General features: G+C 53.5%; 15 protein-coding genes. 8 read left to right on the top strand and 7 right to left on the bottom strand.

Features of this window, described 5'->3' with window-relative positions; all coding sequences use genetic code 11:
- The first annotated feature begins 52 nt into the window (after positions 1–52).
- Positions 53–1,600, top strand: coding sequence for a hypothetical protein (locus ABIE10_RS11730; RefSeq protein WP_429155768.1), 1,548 nt, complete (start codon positions 53–55; stop codon positions 1,598–1,600).
- Here ABIE10_RS11730 and ABIE10_RS11725 read toward each other — a convergent pair.
- The 5 genes from ABIE10_RS11725 to mgrA form a co-directional block, all read right to left on the bottom strand.
- Positions 1,593–2,804: an N-acetylglucosamine-6-phosphate deacetylase gene (locus ABIE10_RS11725; protein WP_200046902.1), complete on the bottom strand. Its 1,212-nt coding sequence runs from the start codon at positions 2,802–2,804 to the stop codon at positions 1,593–1,595. The genes ABIE10_RS11730 and ABIE10_RS11725 overlap by 8 nt on opposite strands.
- Complete coding sequence (locus ABIE10_RS11720) at positions 2,797–4,149, bottom strand: class-II fumarase/aspartase family protein (protein ID WP_181547166.1); 1,353 nt, start codon at positions 4,147–4,149, stop codon at positions 2,797–2,799. The genes ABIE10_RS11725 and ABIE10_RS11720 overlap by 8 nt, the downstream gene beginning before the upstream one ends.
- Positions 4,150–4,165: 16 nt before the next feature.
- On the bottom strand, positions 4,166–5,725 hold the full coding sequence (locus tag ABIE10_RS11715; protein WP_016153907.1) for a PTS transporter subunit EIIC: 1,560 nt from the start codon (positions 5,723–5,725) through the stop codon (positions 4,166–4,168).
- Between the two features lie 402 nt (positions 5,726–6,127).
- A complete protein-coding gene (ypeC, locus tag ABIE10_RS11710; protein WP_016153906.1) occupies positions 6,128–6,457 on the bottom strand; it encodes a DUF2502 domain-containing protein YpeC in 330 nt (109 codons plus the stop codon).
- 128 nt (positions 6,458–6,585) lie between these two features.
- Entirely contained in the window at positions 6,586–7,584 is a 999-nt protein-coding gene (mgrA, locus tag ABIE10_RS11705) for an L-glyceraldehyde 3-phosphate reductase (protein ID WP_016153905.1), read from the bottom strand.
- A 182-nt stretch (positions 7,585–7,766) separates the two neighbouring features.
- Between mgrA and ABIE10_RS11700 the strand changes: the two genes are divergently transcribed.
- Complete coding sequence (locus ABIE10_RS11700) at positions 7,767–9,419, top strand: alpha-keto acid decarboxylase family protein (protein ID WP_046275538.1); 1,653 nt, start codon at positions 7,767–7,769, stop codon at positions 9,417–9,419.
- Here ABIE10_RS11700 and ABIE10_RS11695 read toward each other — a convergent pair whose 3' ends face one another.
- A complete protein-coding gene (locus tag ABIE10_RS11695; protein ID WP_053389666.1) occupies positions 9,420–10,655 on the bottom strand; it encodes an ion channel protein in 1,236 nt (411 codons plus the stop codon). It abuts the gene before it with no gap.
- Positions 10,656–10,859: 204 nt separating this feature from the next.
- Between ABIE10_RS11695 and glk the strand changes: the two genes are divergently transcribed.
- The 6 genes from glk to ptsP all read left to right on the top strand — a co-directional run bounded on the left by glk (position 10,860) and on the right by ptsP (position 18,303).
- On the top strand, positions 10,860–11,825 hold the full coding sequence (gene glk, locus ABIE10_RS11690) for a glucokinase (protein WP_016153902.1): 966 nt from the start codon (positions 10,860–10,862) through the stop codon (positions 11,823–11,825).
- Between the two features lie 221 nt (positions 11,826–12,046).
- Positions 12,047–12,373 carry a PTS fructose transporter subunit IIB gene (locus ABIE10_RS11685; RefSeq protein WP_003028254.1) on the top strand — a complete coding sequence of 109 codons (327 nt, stop codon included), beginning with the start codon at positions 12,047–12,049 and terminating at the stop codon, positions 12,371–12,373.
- Positions 12,374–12,393: 20 nt separating this feature from the next.
- Positions 12,394–13,641 carry a PTS fructose transporter subunit IIC gene (locus ABIE10_RS11680; RefSeq protein WP_220222098.1) on the top strand — a complete coding sequence of 416 codons (1,248 nt, stop codon included), beginning with the start codon at positions 12,394–12,396 and terminating at the stop codon, positions 13,639–13,641.
- A gap of 17 nt (positions 13,642–13,658) precedes the next feature.
- The gene (gene ypdF, locus ABIE10_RS11675) at positions 13,659–14,744 is read left to right on the top strand and encodes an aminopeptidase (protein WP_429155763.1); all 1,086 of its coding nucleotides are present in this window, start codon (positions 13,659–13,661) and stop codon (positions 14,742–14,744) included.
- The gene (gene ypdE, locus ABIE10_RS11670) at positions 14,744–15,784 is read left to right on the top strand and encodes an aminopeptidase (RefSeq protein WP_153690168.1); all 1,041 of its coding nucleotides are present in this window, start codon (positions 14,744–14,746) and stop codon (positions 15,782–15,784) included. The genes ypdF and ypdE overlap by 1 nt, the downstream gene beginning before the upstream one ends.
- 23 nt (positions 15,785–15,807) lie before the next feature.
- The gene (ptsP, locus tag ABIE10_RS11665; protein ID WP_153690169.1) at positions 15,808–18,303 is read left to right on the top strand and encodes a phosphoenolpyruvate--protein phosphotransferase; all 2,496 of its coding nucleotides are present in this window, start codon (positions 15,808–15,810) and stop codon (positions 18,301–18,303) included.
- Positions 18,304–18,380: 77 nt separating this feature from the next.
- Here the strand turns inward: ptsP and ABIE10_RS11660 are convergent, their stop codons facing one another.
- Positions 18,381–18,569, bottom strand: coding sequence for a hypothetical protein (locus tag ABIE10_RS11660; RefSeq protein WP_032931709.1), 189 nt, complete (start codon positions 18,567–18,569; stop codon positions 18,381–18,383).
- Between the last annotated feature and the right edge of the window lie 7 nt (positions 18,570–18,576).

The following is an 18,576-nucleotide window of genomic DNA, read 5'->3' as shown; positions in this document are numbered from 1 at the left end:
AATTGAGCTTTTCCTCTATTATGTGCCCTGCATAATTAACTGGCAGGCGTTCATGAATCACTTTGATCTCTCTTTCCTGAAATATCTCCAGGACAACAGTCCGCTCCCCGTTGAAGAGGCTGTCGAGCGTTTCGGTAAAACGCTCTCCACGCTAAAACGGACAATGAAAGAGCTCAATGAACTTCTGCCAGAGAATGTCCAGCTACATCAGGATAATCAGTTTATTACCACCCGGATTGGCTACAGCGAATACCGACAGTTTTTAGCGCGCGTCCAGTTTAATCGCTATATCACTACGGCAGAAGAGAGGGTGAAGGATCTCTTTGTGGCGCTCTGTTTGCACGATGTCGTGAATAAAAATGATTATTACAAAAAATTTTATGTCAGTGCGGGAACGGTAAAAAATGATAATCCCGTCATGATGAGCCTGGTGCAGGAACGCGATCTGATTGTGCAAAGTATCCCGCGTAAAGGATCCCGGCTTGCGGGGGATGAGTTCCAGCTGCGGCTGGCGGCGTGCATGACGATATTAAAAACGGTCGAAATTGGTGAGGATCACCGACTTATCGCCCACCAGGCCAATGAGCCGACAGGCCGTTCGATTGCCGAACAGTTTCTTCATGAGTGTGCTGCACAGATAAACCAGGCGGCAGACTATTACGAAGAGAAAATCAGTCCGGTCATCGCCCTGGGATATAACGGCAGAAAATACTTACTGGTCTATCTTAGCCTTGCCCTGCACCGTATCCGCAGGGGACACAGAATTACGGAGAGTTCGGCGGCTGAGTTTTTGACGACCTTTCCTTATGGCGTATTGCCTGATGCGGATGAAAATATCTGTCTGGATCTGCTGATTGCTTCACTGACGTTTACTCATCGCCCCTTCACATTATACGACGCCCGGCTGGTCTCTTACGTTAAGCGCACCTGTCACGCTTTAGCCGGATGTCTGGAGAACACCATTCACAATCAGCACGCCTGGTTTGCGGAGATTTATAATTTTATCTATGCCTCCATCATCCAGAATAAATTTCATCTCTGGTTCGATGATAAAAAGCTCCATGATGTCCAGCGACGCTATCCTGAGCTATGGGATCATGTCCAGTATGCGGTGAAGGAGATTGAACATCACTGGCAAACGACCTTTTCTGCTATTCACCTGGCAACCCTGGTGCTGATTATCAAAAAGTATGCGCTCAAAAATCGGGTTGTTGGCGATAAGAAAAAGCGGGTCATTATTGTGACGAACTCGTCAGAGAGTAAGGTCGGCTATTTTAAAGAGATGCTTTTCTCCCGCTTCCATATTGAAATCCCCGCCTGCATCAACATCAATGAGATTGCGCGGCTTCAGCAGCTCGAATTCGACCTGCTGATTACCTTTACAAACAAGATATCGAGTCATCTCCGCTACGCAGGGCTGGATTATGTCAAAGTGAATTTCTGGCTCACGCAGGACGATCTCCTGTTATTACGCGAAAATGGACTTCCCTCCGCGCGCAAAAAAATACCTGCTGAGGACTTTATTCAGCAGGTTCAGGGAATGAGCCAGGAGGCGTTAAAAATTTTTCTTGATACGCATTACAGTGATATTTTTATTTAGCCAGAGGTTGCGAAACGCCGCGACACCAGACGGCTTCCAGGTTTAACTCTGCACCCAACACGAGAATATCGGCATCTTTTCCTGACGTCAGGCTGCCTTTTCTCGCGTCAACACCCGCCAGGATAGCCGGATTAAGGCAGGCAATCTGCGCGGCTGAAACCCAGCCTTTTTCCAGCCTGTCGACTACATTTTTCACGGAGTCCAGAAAGCTCATCTCCAGTTTGCACACTTCGGACCATTCCGTGGGTGAAACCGTTCGGGTCTTTCCGCTGTGGTCGGTGATTTCAAGACAATGATTGTGAATGCGAAACGTCTCCTGGCGCAGGTAATGGTGGAATTCAGATCCTTCGGGAAAATCCACATATCCCAGACAATCGCTGACCATGACCAACCGGCGATCTTTTTTCAACCGATAGAGAATGTCGAACACTTCTGGTCGCAACGTAATCCCGCTCTGCTTTGCCACCTCGGCATACGTATTCTGATGGTACATCAGCGCCCCCACCACGCCAGGCTCCCGGTGATGCAGCCCGCGCATGGCGCTAAAGGCATGGGTAAAGTGGGTTAAACCGGCTTCAATAGCGAGGGTGGTTTCATCAAAGGTGGCGTCGGTATGACCGGCTGACACGGTGACGCCTGACTGGCGTAAATAGCGGATTAGCGCCAGGGCGCCCGGCAGTTCGGGGGCGAGCGTCATCAGACGGATATTTCCCCTCGCGGCGTGCTGATAGCGTTTGAATCCTTCGATACCGGGTGGTTGAATCGCGTCCTTGCTCTGCATTCCGCTGTATGCAGGGTTAATAAAGGGGCCTTCCATATGAATACCCACCGCTTCGGCACCATCTTCCGCTTTTGCGTCTGCAATCCAGTCTGCGGCGGTGGAAAGACTTTCCAGCAAGAACGTTTCCGACTGGGTGGCTGATGTTGCAAGCCACGCGGTAACCCCGGCGTTAACCAGATCCCGGCTCATCGCCTGCAAAGAACGGCGTTCACCTCTCCAGGCAAACGACCCTCTCCCCCAGCCGTGAACGTGAATATCCACAAAACCGGGCATCAGCATGGCATGGCGATAATCGACGATTTTTCCACGTGGCGTACTGTCGAGGCCAGAAATACGTCCGCTTTCAATATGCAGATAGCCGCTTTCGATTCCATTCGGGGTGACAATGCGTTCACTTGCCAGAGAAAGCAGGGGATCAGCCATTGTCTTTCTCCCATACGCGAGCGGCCGTTTCCTCGGCGATTTCTGCGCAAAGGCCGATGTAGTGAGCAGGATCCAGCAGCGTATTAATTTCTGAATCGCTAAAGTGCTGGCGAATAAGAGGGTCATCGCGCAGCACATCAGCGTAGGGGATGCCTTCATGCGTGCTGCGCATTGCCAGTTGGTAGACGCGTTCATGTGCGGCATCTTTGCCCAGCCTTTCCACCAGCTGCATCATGATTTTTTCGCTATTAATAAGACCATGCGTTAACTGCACATTCTGGCGCATACGACCAGGATTGATGACCAGCGTCCGCGTCAACTCTTCGGCTCGCATCACAATCTCAGCCATTAACTCCATACTCTCCTGAATATTACCGTCAAAGATAAAGTAAGCGGAGCTGTCTGCTTCGAAGGGACGTGGGCTGACATACAGGCAGGAGGTTAATACTGAGTACAATTTCTGCGCGTTGGCGATGATCCCCTTCGCCAGTTTAGGATTCACTTTTTGCGGCATGGTGCTGCTGCCAACGGTGCCTTTAGTGAAGGCTTCTGAAACTTCGGCAAACTCTTCACTTGAGGTCTGATAAACCTCTTCGGCTATTTTGTGTAACGTCGTCGCCAGCAGGCACAAATTACTGATGTATTCAGTGCGGTAAATGCGCGAGTTGCGGGAGGGAATCGCCATTGAATGCATTCCCAGCTTTTGGGCAACGCTATCCTGAACCCGGCGGCCGGTTTCACCGGTTGCGTGGAAGGCGCCCACGGCTCCCCCCATCATCACGGTAAAGACGCGTTTTTCCGCTTCCCGCATGCGCTGCTGGGCGCTCAGTAACTCATCAATCCACACGGCGGCTTTATAGCCCCAGGTGATGGGCAGCGCGTGCTTACCGTGGGTACGTCCGGCCATAATCGTTGCTTTATGGTCAGATGCCATCTTTGCCAGGTTACGCAGAATATCGTCCACAAAACCCTGCATGATGGTATCGAACTGCTTTGCCAGATAAAGCTGTGCGGTTTGCTGAATATTCTGCGTGGTGACGCCGTAATGCACGTATTTTCCGCTTTCACTGTCACAGGCTTTGACCAGTACTTTGATGACCGGAACGAAGCCGTGACCAATCTCGCGCAGCAGGCGTTCCATTTCCGTCAGGTCAATCTTATCCACGTGGCAGTTAGCGGTAATATTGACTGCGGCGCTGGCGGGGATCATGCCGTGTCCGGCCTGAGCCTGAGCCAGGGCGGCTTCAACATCGAGCCATGACTGTACCCGTGCTGGCTGCGCGAGGAGAGATTTCATTCCTCGATCGTCGATCGTTTTGCTTTTTGAATCATACAGTGCACGCATTACTATCTCCTTGAATTTATTTCGCACCGACGAGGCGGTCGTCTACCGCGTTACGGACAAATTCTACGTGTGGGCCGAATACCACATGAACATGGTTGCTGGAGGGGATAAAGGTTCCCAGCGAGCCAGATTCTTTAAGAATGGCCATGTCCATTTTTTTCTGATCTTTCAAATCAATACGTAACCGTGAAACGCAGTTTTCAACGCGCTTGATATTGTCTGTCCCGCCCAGCCCCTGAATCACCAGTTCGGCGACTTTGTCGTACTCTTTATTGTTCAGTAAGGTGCTGTCAGCGATTTCACTCTCGCGGCCTGGGGTCTTAATATCAAATTTACCGATCGCGAAGCGGAAGACGAAATAGAAGACAACAAAGTTAATCACGCCGAGGATAATTAAATTAATCCATTGGGTGTGTTCATACATCAAACCGAAAATACCAAAATCAAAAATGGTGCCGCGAATATAGCCGATGGAGACTTCCAGTAATTGCAGTGGAATGGTCAATAAGCCACAGAGTACCGCATAGACAATAAAGAGTTTTGGCGCGATAAACAGGAAGGAGAACTCCAGCGGTTCGGTAATATTCCCCAGCATGGCGGTTAGCACCACGGTCAGGATCATCCCTTTGGCAAATTTCTTATTCTTGAAATAGGCCATGTGGTACATCGCCAGACCAATCGCCGGAACGCGGAACAGCGTCGTGAGCATTTGTGATGAGGCAAGATAGCTGGTGAGCGTCGGCATATACTCTTTCCAGGCCGGATGGGTGGGACCAAGCTCAAACAGGATTTTATTGATAGCGGGCAAAATACCGACATAGGTCTGCCCGTCAATCAGGTACGTACCGCCTGCCGCGGTGAAACGCACGGTGGAACTGAGAACGTGGTGCAGGCCAAACGGGATCAGCAGGCGATTGAGCGTCATATAGATACCTGCACCAATGTTGGGTGCCATCATTATTGTTGATATGGCGCGCATACCTGCGGTAAACAGATCCCAGATAAAAGGAATGATCAAGCCGACGGGAATGGAAAAAGCAATGGCTAAGATCGCGACGGATTTTTTACCGCTGAAAAAGGCGAAAGCGAGAGGTAATTGCAGCCGGTAAAAACGGTCGGTTATTTTAGCTGCCAGCAGCCCGGCAATAATGCCGCCCAGCGCTTCGATTTTCAGCGTCTGAATACCTAATACCATTCCCTGTCCGACGAAAGCCATATCCTCTTTCGCCAGCGTACCCGCCAGCTTAAGATGCACATGCATAGCGATAAGCAGAGTCAGGTAAGCCACGACGGACGCAAATACAGCAATCCCTTTTTCTTTTTTAGACATACCGTAGGCGACACCCATCGCGAACAGTAAAGGAATATTATTAAAAACGACGCTGCTGATTAATCCCAGAGAAGAGAGAATTGCTCTGAAAATTTCATTGCCCAGAAAGGGGAGTTTATCAATCATATAGCTCTGCCCTAACGCAGCGCTAATTCCCATGACCATCCCCACAGGCGCCAGTACGGCGATCGGTAATAATAGCGATCGACCAAATGTCTGAATTTCATTCTTAAAATTAGCATTCATAAGTTAATCCTGACGTGAATTCTCTTGAGGATAAGATACGTTCAGGAGATTTTTGCTCAAGGGCAAATAGTGAAAAATAAAAAGCGCAGGATTTGACCATAAAAAAGTAGACTGCAGGCTAATGCTGGTCACTTAAGGATTGATTAGCCGCAAAGGTATTTTTTATTAAAGCGAAACGGATTGAACTGAAAGTCAGCGTACTGAAGCGATCCGAAGGAAGACGATATAAGGCGAATGGATCACGAAGTGACGATTTTTCCTGCCGGAAGCCTGGGTGGCAAGGGAGACGGTGAGCCTCCCTTGCCCGTTACGGGAATGAGGGTTTCAGAGAAACAATGAACATACGGTGAACGGAACCCTTTGCCATTGTTAAAAATTCTCTGTTACCACAGGTTCCTTTTCTTAATGACGATGCCCGTGACCGCCGCGCCCACGACCGCGATGGTCGTCACGGTCATTCCAGCCTTCTCGGTAGCCGCGTTCATAAGCTTTGCGTTTATCCCAGCCACGATGGTAGCCGTTGTCATGACGCCACCAGCGATTTTTGCGCCACTCATAGTTATGGTGCCAGTAATCCCGGTCGCGCCAGCGGCCGCCATCCCAGTAGTTACCGTAATTATCGCGATCGCCAATTTGCAATTTTATTGATGGCAGCAGGGTGATTTCGCCAGCGTTCGCGGCCAGCGGTGTAAAAGCCATTAAGACTGCCGCCAGAATCAGTGACCTGAACATGTTTTCTCTCCTTCACGATCGAGCCGTAGCCGGCCTGTTAACGTAATATTACGGGGCAGTAAAGCCCCGTTTCATCGCCACAACTCTTAAATCGCAAGTGAGAGCACTTTTTGTTAATAAATGTGTCTTTATTTCAACCGACTCAGAATGGCATCAATCTCCGCGCACTCTTCAGGCGTAAAGTGACGGTTTGCCAGCATGCCGACGGCATCTTCAATTTGCGCCGGTTTACTGGCGCCAATCAGCACAGACGTAACTTTGTCTTCCCGAAGAACCCACGCGAGCGCCATCTGAGACAGCTTTTGTCCCCGTCGCTCTGCCAGTGCGTTCAGCGCTCGAACTTTTTCCAGTTTTTGTGGGGTGATCTGGTCCGGATTCAGAAAACGGCTGGTGCTTGCGGCGCGAGAATCCGCAGGAATACCGTTCAGATAGCGGTCGGTTAACTGCCCGCCAGCCAGCGGTGAGAAGGCGATACTACCGACGCCTTTTTCCTGTAAAAGCGACAGCAGGCTCTCTTCGACCCAACGCTCAAACATAGAATATTTGGGCTGATGAATAAGGCATGGCGTACCTAAATCGTCGAGTATTTCAATCGCTTGTCTGGCAAGTTCAGCCGGATAGTTAGAGAGGCCTACGTACAGCGCTTTGCCCTGACGGACGATATGATCCAGTGCGCGCATGGTTTCTCTGAGCGGTGTTTCAGGGTCGGGGCGATGGTGGTAGAAGATATCGACATACTCCAGCCCCAGACGCTTCAGGCTTTGATCGAGGCTGGCAATCAGGTATTTGCGTGAACCCCAGTCCCCGTAAGGGCCTTCCCACATGGTGTAACCCGCTTTGGTGGAGATGATCAGCTCATCTCGCCACGGTAAAAAATCTTCCTGCAGGATGCGACCAAAATTTCGCTCCGCTGAACCCGGCGGTGGACCATAGTTATTCGCCAGATCAAAATGGGTGATCCCCAGATCGAATGCACGCTGTAACAGCGCCCGACTGTTCTCGACCTGCGTGGTATCACCAAAATTGTGCCACAACCCCAGTGATACAATCGGGAGCTTGAGGCCGCTCTGACCGCAGCGGCGGTACTCCATTGTCTGATAACGATTTTCAGCAGCCTGATAAGCCATATAGCCTCCTGTCAGATAAGGTGTGACTTTGAGTGTATACGTTTACACAAGGCCAGCTGCAATTAAATTTAGGGATGAAAACTGTACATCTTGCTTTCCACCCCCTTCACAGCGACTTTCCTGGACAGTCATCACAGTTCTTCGATACTCAACATGAGGTTACCGTCAGAAGGAAAGCTGTCATGCAAACCCCGTATTCCGTTGCTGATTATCTGCTGGACAGGCTGGCAGGCTGTGGTGTTGGCCATCTCTTTGGTGTGCCTGGCGATTATAATTTGCAGTTTCTTGACCACGTGATTGAACATCCCAGCGTACGTTGGGTCGGGTGTGCGAACGAGTTGAATGCGGCTTATGCTGCGGATGGCTATGCCCGGGTATCCGGGGTGGGGGCGCTGCTCACCACGTTTGGCGTGGGTGAGTTAAGCGCGATTAACGGTATCGCGGGAAGCTATGCGGAATATGTTCCTGTTTTGCATATTGTTGGCGCGCCCTGTCGCGGTGCTCAACGTCGTGGGGAGTTGATGCATCACACCCTTGGGGACGGTGATTTTCAGCATTTTTATCGTATGCAGCAGGCGGTGACGACGGCCAGCGCAGTGCTGGATGAACAAAACGCCTGTTATGAAATTGACCGCGTGCTGCGAACAATGCTCATCGAACGCAGACCGGGCTATCTGATGTTACCTGCTGATGTGGCAAAACAGCGCACCACGCCGCCGAATGACATCCTGATTGTTCCTCTGAGCGAGCCAGAAAGCAGCGTGGCAGAAGCGTTTCGCTACCATGCCCGCGAGCGGTTACTGGACAGCCCGCGCGTAGCGCTTCTGGCAGACGTTCTCGCGCAACGCTTTGGCCTGCAGCCGGTATTGCAACGCTGGATGGCGGAAACGCCGATGGCCCACGCCACGTTGTTGATGGGCAAAGGGCTATTCGATGAGCGCCATCCGGCGTTTGTCGGCACCTACAGCGCTGGAGCCAGCAGCGACTATGTACGTCAGGCGATAGAAGATGCCGACACGATAGTGTGTGTTGGCACACAATTTGTTGACACTTTGACCGCCGGGTTTACGCAACAGTTACCACAGGAGCGCACGATTGAGGTGCAGCCACATGCCTCACGGATTGGAAACCGTTGGTTTAACGTCCCGATGGAGCAGGCGGTAACCACCTTGCGGGAGCTGTGTCTGGAGATGTCCTTTTCACTGCCACCAGAACGCCCGCCAGTTAGACGTATTCAGGTTGAGAAGGGACCTCTGACGCAGGAAAATTTCTGGCATACGGTGCAGCAGTATCTGGCGCCCAATGACATTATCCTCGTCGACCAGGGGACCGCTGCATTTGGCGCGGCTGCGCTCATGCTACCCGGTGGAGCGGAGGTGCTGGTTCAGCCGCTGTGGGGGTCTATCGGCTACGCGCTCCCGGCTGCATTCGGCGCGCAAACCGCCTGCCCGGACCGCCGGGTGATCCTGATTATTGGCGATGGTGCGGCGCAGCTCACCATTCAGGAACTGGGCTCTATGCTCAGAGACGGGCAATCTCCCGTTATTTTGCTGCTAAATAATGACGGCTATACCGTGGAGCGGGCTATACATGGGGCAAATCAGCGCTATAACGATATCGCCGCCTGGAACTGGACGCAGGTGCCGCAGGCGTTTCGTCGTGAATGTCAGGCGGAGTGCTGGCGTGTGGAGCAGGCGGTACAACTGGAAGAAGTGCTGGCCCGTTTGTCCCATCCGCAACGATTGTCGTTAATTGAGGTGGTACTACCGAAAGCCGATCTTCCTGAGCTATTGCGCACGGTGACCCGTGCGCTGGAAACGCGTAACGGAGGCTAACTACTTATCGGTACGCTCGGCGATCATCATCGGTTTGCCCGCCAGCAGCAGCCAGGCGGGCAGCATGACGATGCACAGTAGCGGCAGCAGGGTGGAATCTGGCACCACCACTGCTGCCATAAACAGGCTCAGCCAGGCGTCACGGGTGACGACCAGCACCAGTCCAAGAATCGCGCAGGAGACGGTAATGGCCGCTGGCACCGCTTCAACGTGGGCGTGCAGCATCAGGCCAAGCGCGACCCCAACGAATACTGCCGGGAAAATTCGCCCGCCGCGAAAACCACTCGCAGCTGCAACCACTAATGCCGCCAATTTGATCACGGCGAGCATGAAATAATCCGATGCTCCCAGCGTCTGGCTAAATGCCATTTGCTGCATTTCGTCCAGTCCTTTAAACAAGGTAAGCGGTCCGCCGATAACGCCTAAAATGCCGAGGATTAAGCCGCCTGCCCCAAGAATCAGGACCGGGTGTTTCAATCGATGCATTAAATGGTGTAAACGCGGCAGACACCAGACAGCCACCATCCCGGCGGCAATGGCGATGGCGGCAACGACCGCACCGCTGAGGATATCGATCACATGCATCTGCGTGTAGTGCGCGATGGGCAGTGAAAAATGGGGGTGAAAAAACAGACTGGTGGTCAGCGAGCCCGCGGCGGCGGCCATTAACGGTGCAAACAGGCGATCCCACAAAGGAACATTGTCCGAGCTATTCAGCGTTTGTGAAAAGACCAGCGCGGCGGCAACGGGGGTGCCAAATAGCGCGCCGATGGTGCCGGCAGAGGCGAGGATGGTCCAGTCCAGCTTAGCAATGCGGGGAAACATACGGCTGCCGAGCGCCACAGCCAGTGCGATATTCACGGTCATGATCGGGTGTTCCGGACCCAAACTGACGCCACCCGCCAGGCCGAGGATGAGCGCTGCCAGCAAGCCCGGAATTGCTGAGGTGGGGACCGGCATTCCAATTAACGGCTCACAGGCAGGATCCGGTCCCGCGTGACCCTGGCTGTAGCGAATAACTAACCCGACCATGATCCCCGTGAGCGTCAGCATGCCGATAATCCACAGCGGAGAGTCCTGGGCAATACCGATGCTAACGGGCAGGCGTTCCCACAAAAATTGCTGTAAAACGGACGCCACTTTCATCACAACGATCAACACCAGGCTGGAGGCAATACCAATAATTAGCGCAGGAGTTGATAGCAAGAGCATCGTTCTGGCTCGTGGATGAAGCATATTCTATTCCTTAAAACAGAGTCATAGACATAGTTTGCACAGCCTGCGCAACCGCATCGCTGCAAATGGTGCTGAAACGATAAAGTAATTATGTGATCTGGATCGATTTTCCACGGGCATCAGCCTTCAGGGCGTTGTTGTTATGCCCCCATGAATTTACAGTGTGGCAAAGATTTATTCTGACTTTAGCGGAGCAGTGGAAGAATGACAAAATATGCTTTAGTAGGTGATGTTGGCGGCACCAACGCGCGTCTTGCTCTGTGCGACATTGCCAGCGGCGAGATTTCGCAGGCAAAAACCTATTCCGGGCTGGATTACCCAAGCCTCGAGGCGGTAGTACGCGTATACCTGGATGAGCATAGCGTCAGCGTTGAGGATGGTTGTATTGCCATTGCCTGTCCGATCACCGGTGACTGGGTGGCAATGACCAACCATACCTGGGCATTCTCTATTGCTGAGATGAAAAAAAATCTGGGCTTCAGCCATCTGGAAATCATCAATGATTTCACCGCCGTGTCGATGGCGATCCCGATGCTGAAGAAAGAGCATTTGATCCAGTTTGGCGGTGCGGAGCCTGTTGAAGGCAAGCCGATTGCTGTCTATGGCGCAGGTACCGGACTCGGCGTGGCGCATTTGGTGCATGTAGATAAACGCTGGGTGAGCTTGCCTGGTGAAGGCGGTCACGTGGATTTTGCGCCTAACAGCGAAGAAGAAGGGATTATCCTTGAGGTCCTGCGTGCGGAAATTGGTCACGTTTCCGCAGAGCGCGTACTGTCAGGTCCGGGGCTGGTTAATCTGTATCGCGCCATCGTCAAATCAGACGGGCGCCTGCCGGAAAATCTGCAGCCGAAGGATATCACCGGGCGTGCGCTGGCTGATTCCTGTATCGACTGTCGTCGCGCGCTGTCGCTGTTCTGCGTCATCATGGGGCGTTTTGGCGGCGATCTGGCGTTAACGCTGGGCACGTTTGGCGGTGTGTACATCGCTGGCGGCATCGTACCGCGCTTCCTCGACTTCTTTAAAGCTTCGGGTTTCCGTGGTGGTTTTGAAGATAAGGGGCGTTTTAAAGCCTACGTACAGGATATTCCGGTATATCTGATCGTGCATGATAACCCGGGCCTGCTTGGTTCCGGTGCGCACCTGCGCCAGACGCTGGGCCATATTTTGTAAGACCAACGCCGGACGGTGCACAGCGCTTATCCGGCTTACATATATCCCGCAAAACCGCGTTTATTACGCGGTTTTTTTATGCCTGCCGCCCGCCTTTCCGACCTTCGTCACATTTCCGAATGGCGGGATTATTTGTCCAGTAAAAGCATTATTTGTCTGATAACGGTCGTTACTTTCCCCGGACCATAATTTCACTCGTTAACTATTACGAGGAAATGATTATGAGCAAAAAACTGATTGCCGTTTGCGCGTGCCCAATGGGGCTGGCCCATACCTTTATGGCGGCTCAGGCGCTGGAAGAAGCCGCGGTTGAAGCGGGTTATGAAGTGAAAATTGAAACCCAGGGTGCGGACGGAATTCAAAATCGCCTGACGGCGCAGGATATCGCAGAGGCAACATTGATCATCCATTCTGTTGCCGTTACTCCGGAAGATAACGAGCGTTTTGAGTCGCGTGACGTCTACGAAATTACGTTACAGGACGCGATAAAAAATGCCGCCGGCATCATCAAAGAGATCGAAGAGATGGTTGCCGCTGAACAACAATAATCATCGACAGGGAATTACGTATGGCCATTAAAAAACGCAGTGCAACCGTTGTGCCTGGCGCATCTGGTGCGGCAGCGGCAATAAAAAATCCACCGGCCTCCCGCAATAGCTTCTGGGGCGAACTTCCGCAGCATGTGATGTCGGGTATTTCGCGCATGGTACCGACGTTAATTATGGGCGGGGTAATTCTCGCCTTCTCGCAACTGATCGCCTATAGCTGGCTCGATATACCTGCAGACACCGGCATCATGGATGCACTGAACAGCGGAAAATTCAGCGGTTTTAATCTCTCATTACTGAAGTTTGCCTGGCTGTCGCAATCTTTTGGCGGCGTGCTGTTTGGTTTTGCTATTCCGATGTTTGCCGCGTTTGTCGCCAACTCTATCGGCGGTAAGCTGGCGTTTCCGGCGGGGTTCATTGGTGGACTGATGTCCACTCAGCCCACACAGATACTGAATTTTGACCCAGCGACGCTGCAATGGGCAACTAGTACCCCCGTCCCGTCAACCTTTATTGGCGCGCTGATTATCTCGATTGTCGCCGGGTATCTGGTGAAGTGGATGAACCAAAAAATCCAGTTGCCTGATTTCCTGCTGGCATTCAAAACCACCTTTTTACTGCCCATTCTTTCCGCGATCTTCGTCATGTTGGCGATGTATTACGTGATAACGCCGTTTGGCGGGTGGATCAACGGCGGAATTCGTTCTCTGCTGACGGCGGCTGGAGAGAAAGGCACGCTGATGTACGCGATGGGGATTTCTGCGGCAACGGCGATTGACCTCGGCGGTCCGATTAATAAAGCCGCAGGATTTGTCGCCTTTAGCTTTACTACCGATCACGTTCTGCCGGTAACCGCACGCTCTATTGCCATCGTGATTCCTCCAATTGGCCTCGGGTTGGCTACGCTTCTCGACCGGCGCTTAACTGGCAAACGCCTGTTCAGCGCACAGCTCTACCCGCAAGGGAAAACGGCAATGTTCCTCGCGTTTATGGGCATCAGCGAAGGGGCGATCCCGTTTGCACTGGAAAGCCCCATCACGGCAATTCCATCCTATATGGTTGGCGCTATTGTCGGATCGACGGCTGCCGTCTGGCTGGGGGCGGTGCAGTGGTTCCCGGAATCGGCCATCTGGGCATGGCCGCTGGTCACTAACCTCGGCGTCTATATGGCGGGGATCCTGTTAGGTGCGGTGATTACGGCGCTGATGGTGGTGTTCCTGCGCAACATGATGTACCGCAAAGGCAAATTGCTGATTGAAAGCCTCTGATTAGAAGGATTGTGACCATGAGCTTACTTGCCTCGCTGCGTGACTGGCTAACGGCGCAACATCTCGATGCGATGCTGCTGTCATCGCGGCAGAATAAACAGCCGCATATGGGGATCTCCAGCGGTTCAGGGTTTGTGTTTATCAGCCATCAAAGCGCGCATATTCTGGTCGACGCCCGTTACTACACCGATGTTGCTACGCGTACTCAGGGCTATCAGATCCATCTACTTGATGGCGCGCAGACGCTGTATTCACGGGTGAATCACATTATTGCTGACGAAAAGCTGCAGACGGTGGGATTTGAAGGCGAGCAGGTAAGCTGGAATACGGTGAATGGATGGTCGGGCAAACTGCGTGCCCGACTAGTGAGTGCCGTGCCGGATGTGCTCCGGCAGGTAAAAACGGCGCAGGAGATAGCCTGCATTCGCGAAGCCTGCCGGATAGCTGACCTTAGTGCTGAACATATTCGCCGCTTTATTCAACCTGGCCTCAGTGAGCGCGAAATCGCCGCTGAACTGGAGTGGTACATGCGCACGCTCGGTGCAGACAACCCCTCTTTTGACACCATTGTCGCCAGCGGCTGGCGCGGCGCGCTGCCGCACGGTAAAGCCAGCGACAAGCGTGTCGAGGCGGGTGAGTTCATCACGCTGGATTTTGGTGCGCAGTATCAGGGCTATTGTTCGGATATGACGAGAACCTTTCGCATCCCAGACGCAAACCAGCCAGCGCAAGAAAGCCCGCTGTTTTCCGTGTATCAGATTGTCCTGGCGGCGCAGCGGGCGGCGGTGGCAGCAATTCGACCAGGTCGGCGTTGCCATGAGGTTGACGCCGCAGCCAGGCAGGTCATTACGCAGGCGGGCTATGGTGATGAGTTTGGTCACAATACCGGACACGCTATCGGCATTGAGGTGCATGAAAATCCCCGTTTTTCCCCCACCGACGCGACGCTTCTGGCGGCTGGCATGCTGCTCACCGTTGAGCCGGGTATTTATCTGCCGGGGCAGGGAGGCGTGCGTATTGAGGACGTGGTGCTGGTTACGCCAGACGGCGGCGAGGTGCTCTACACCATGGCGAAAACATTGTTACACACGGGAGAAGCGTAATGGACTTATCGCTACTGAAGGCGCTGAGTGAGGCGGACGCGATCGCCTCTTCAGAACAGGAAGTGCGGCAGATCCTGCTTGAAGAGGCGGATCGTCTGGATAAAGAGGTGCGCTTTGACGGCCTGGGATCGGTGCTGATCCGTCTGAATGAATCAACCGGTCCGAAGGTAATGATCTGCGCGCATATGGATGAAGTGGGATTTATCGTGCGCAGTATTTCCAGCGAAGGAGCGATCGATGTATTGCCGGTGGGAAATGTGCGTATGGCGGCCAGGCAATTGCAGCCGGTGCGGATCACTACCCGTGAAGAGAGCAAAATTCCCGGTCTGCTCGACGGAGAGCGCAGCGGTAATGACGTCAGTGCGCTGCAGGTGGACATTGGCGCGCGGTCTTATGAAGAGGTACTTCAGGCCGGCGTACGCCCTGGCGATCGCGTCACCTTTGACACGACGTTTCAGGTTTTGCCGCACCAGCGAGTCATGGGCAAAGCCTTTGATGATCGACTTGGATGTTATTTGCTGGTGGCGCTCCTGCGCGAATGGCATAACGCCATTCTCCCATGCGAGGTCTGGCTGGTGGCCAGTTCCAGTGAAGAAGTGGGACTGCGCGGAGGACAAACAGCAGCACGTGCGGTCGCCCCGGATGTGGCGATCGTGCTGGATACCGCCTGCTGGGCCAAAAACTTTGATCATGGTGCGGCCAACCATCGGCAGATTGGTAATGGCCCGATGCTGGTGTTAAGCGATAAATCGCTGATTGCCTCGCCAAAGCTGACGGCGTGGGTTGAAAGCGTGGCCACCGATGCGGGTATTACCCTGCAGCTTGACATGTTCAGTAACGGCGGCACTGACGGCGGGGCGGTGCACGTAAGCGGCACGGGGATCCCCACGGTTGTCATGGGGCCAGCTACGCGGCATGGACACTGCGCGGCGTCGATTGCCGACTGCCGTGACATCATCCAGACGCAGCAGTTGTTGTCGACTCTTCTTTCACATCTTACGTGCGAAACCGTGGTTCATCTGACGGATTTCAGGTGCTGATTTCGCGCTAAACAGGAGTTGTTATGCTAACGATTCAATTTCTTTGCCCGTTACCCAATGGCCTGCATGCGCGTCCGGCGTGGGAGCTGAAAGAGCAATGCAGCCAGTGGCAAAGTGAGGTGATATTTCTTAACCATCGCCAGAACGCCAGGGCAGATGCGAAAAGCTCGCTGGCGCTGATTGGCACCGGGACGCTGTTTAATGACAGTTGTAGCTTAACCATCACCGGTCGCGATGAAGAACAGGCCCGACGAGCGCTGGAGGAGTACCTCCTGCACCGGTTTATTGACAGCGACAGCGTTCAGCCGACGCCGGCGGAACTGGCGGCGCATCCGTTGCCGCGTTCGCTGATTCGCCTCAACCCAGACCTTCTTTATGGCACCGTGCTGGCAGGGGGCGTAGGGGCAGGTTCGCTCACGCTTTGGCAGAGCGATAATCTGGAAAGCTATCGCGCGATTGCGCCGAGTGCGGAAGACAATACCCAGCTGGAGCATAGTCTGGCGACGCTTGCCGAACAGCTCAATCAGCAACTGCGCGAGCGTGAGGGTGAGAGTAAAACCATCCTCAGCGCCCATCTGTCTCTGATTCAGGACGACGAGTTTGCCGGGAATATTCGTCGCTTAATGCTGGAGCAGCATCTGGGGTTAGGGGCGGCGATTATCGCCAATATGGAGCAGGTGTGCGACAAGCTGTCGGCCTCCGGTAGCGATTACCTGCGCGAGCGCGTTAGCGATATCCGTGATATCAGCGAACAACTGCTGCACATCACCTGGCCTGAAAGACGTCCGCGCAATGCGCTGGTGCTGAATAAGCCGACGATTCTGGTCGCTGAGGATTTGACACCCAGCCAGTTTTTAAGCCTCAATTTGCAGCATCTGTCAGGCATGATCCTGGAGAAAACAGGGCGCACATCGCATACCCTGATCCTCGCTCGCGCGTCGACTATACCGGTGCTTAGCGGCTTGCCGCTGGAGGCCATTAGCCGCTATGCAGGGCAGCATGCGGTACTGGATGCCCGCTGTGGGGTACTGGCCATCAATCCAGACGATGCGGTTCGCGGTTATTACGCGATTGCGCAGAAGCTGGCCGATGAATGCCAGCGGCGGCAGGCGCTGGATGCCGCTCAGCCCGCGCTGACCAAGGATAATCAGCGTATTGACGTTGCAGCGAATATCGGTACCGCGCTGGAAGCGCCGGGGGCGTTTGCCAATGGCGCGGAAGGGATTGGGCTGTTTCGTACTGAAATGCTGTTTATGGACCGCGACAGCGCTCCCGACGAGCAGGAACAGTTTGAAGCCTACCAGCAGGTCTTATTGGCCGCGGGCGACAAGCCGGTTATCTTTCGCACCATGGATATTGGGGGGGATAAAAATATCCGTTACCTCAATATTCCGCAGGAAGATAATCCGTTCCTGGGCTACCGCGCGGTGCGAATTTATCCAGAGTTTGCTGGACTGTTTCGCACGCAGCTGCGCGCCATCTTACGTGCGGCAACCTTCGGCAATGCGCAGCTGATGATCCCAATGGTGCACAGCCTTGACCAGATTTTGTGGGTAAAAAGCGAACTGCAAAAAGCGCTGGTGGCACTGAAAGCCGACGGTTTACGCCATGCTCCGACAATTTCATTGGGGATTATGGTTGAAGTGCCGTCGGTGTGTTACATCATCGACCATTTCTGCGATGAGGTGGATTTCTTCAGTATTGGTTCAAACGACATGACCCAGTACCTGTACGCCGTCGATCGTAATAACCCGCGCGTTTCGCCGTTGTACAACCCGATTACGCCGTCGTTCCTGCGAATGTTGCAGCAGATTGTCCGCGTGGCGCACGAACGCGGTAAATGGGTGGGCATTTGCGGCGAACTGGGGGGCGAAGGACGCTATTTACCGCTGCTACTGGGCTTAGGACTCGACGAGCTGAGCATGAGCAGTCCACGTATTCCGGCGGTGAAAAGTCAGCTTCGTCAACTGGAGGGCCAGGCATGCCGTGAACTCGCCATACGGGCCTGTGAGTGCCGTAGCGCTCAAGAGATAGAAGATCTGCTCAACCAGTTTGCACCGCAGAAAGACGTGCGTCCGCTGCTGGCGCGGGAGAATATCTTTGTTGGTGAATCTCTGAGTAACAAAGAGCAGGTGATTCAGTTTCTGTGCGGCAATCTGGGTGTTAATGGGCGAACTGAACATCCGTTTGAGCTGGAGGAAGATATCTGGCAGCGCGAAGAGATAGTCACCACTGCTGTCGGTTTTGGTGTGGCTATTCCTCACACTAAGTCCCAGTGGATCCGCCATTCCAGCATCAGTATTGCCCGGTTTGCTCATCCCGTTGACTGGCAGTCAGAGATGGGCGAAGTGGAACTGGTTATCATGCTGACGCTGGGGGCTGATGAAGGCATTAACCACGTGAAGGTCTTCTCGCAGCTGGCGCGTAAGCTGGTGAACAAGCCGTTCCGCCAGTCGTTGTTTGCCGCTGAAAATGCCGACAGTATTCTCGCGTTGCTGGAGGCGGAACTGACGTTTTAAGCTTCACTGAAAGAGCGCTCTCCAGCCTGCGACGATCTGGTTGCAGGCTGGATGAACGCGACCGGAAAGCGACATCATCAATGCGGCGCGTTTGGCACCGGCAGTTTCCCGGCTCTTAAGAGCGTCATTTCTTGCTTACAGAGCAGAACTACCGCCTGGCGAGCTTTAACACGGCGGGAGGTAAGGGCTCTTTTCACGGTCTGACGATCCGCACCTGATTCCAGCATCTGAAAACACATCAGGGAGAGTGCACGTCTGTTTTTCATCGCATAT

It is taken from the genome of Citrobacter sp. 506 (assembly GCF_050434985.1).
Classification (GTDB): Bacteria; Pseudomonadota; Gammaproteobacteria; order Enterobacterales; family Enterobacteriaceae; genus Citrobacter; species Citrobacter braakii.
This window is presented reverse-complemented; position numbering and strand designations above follow the sequence as displayed.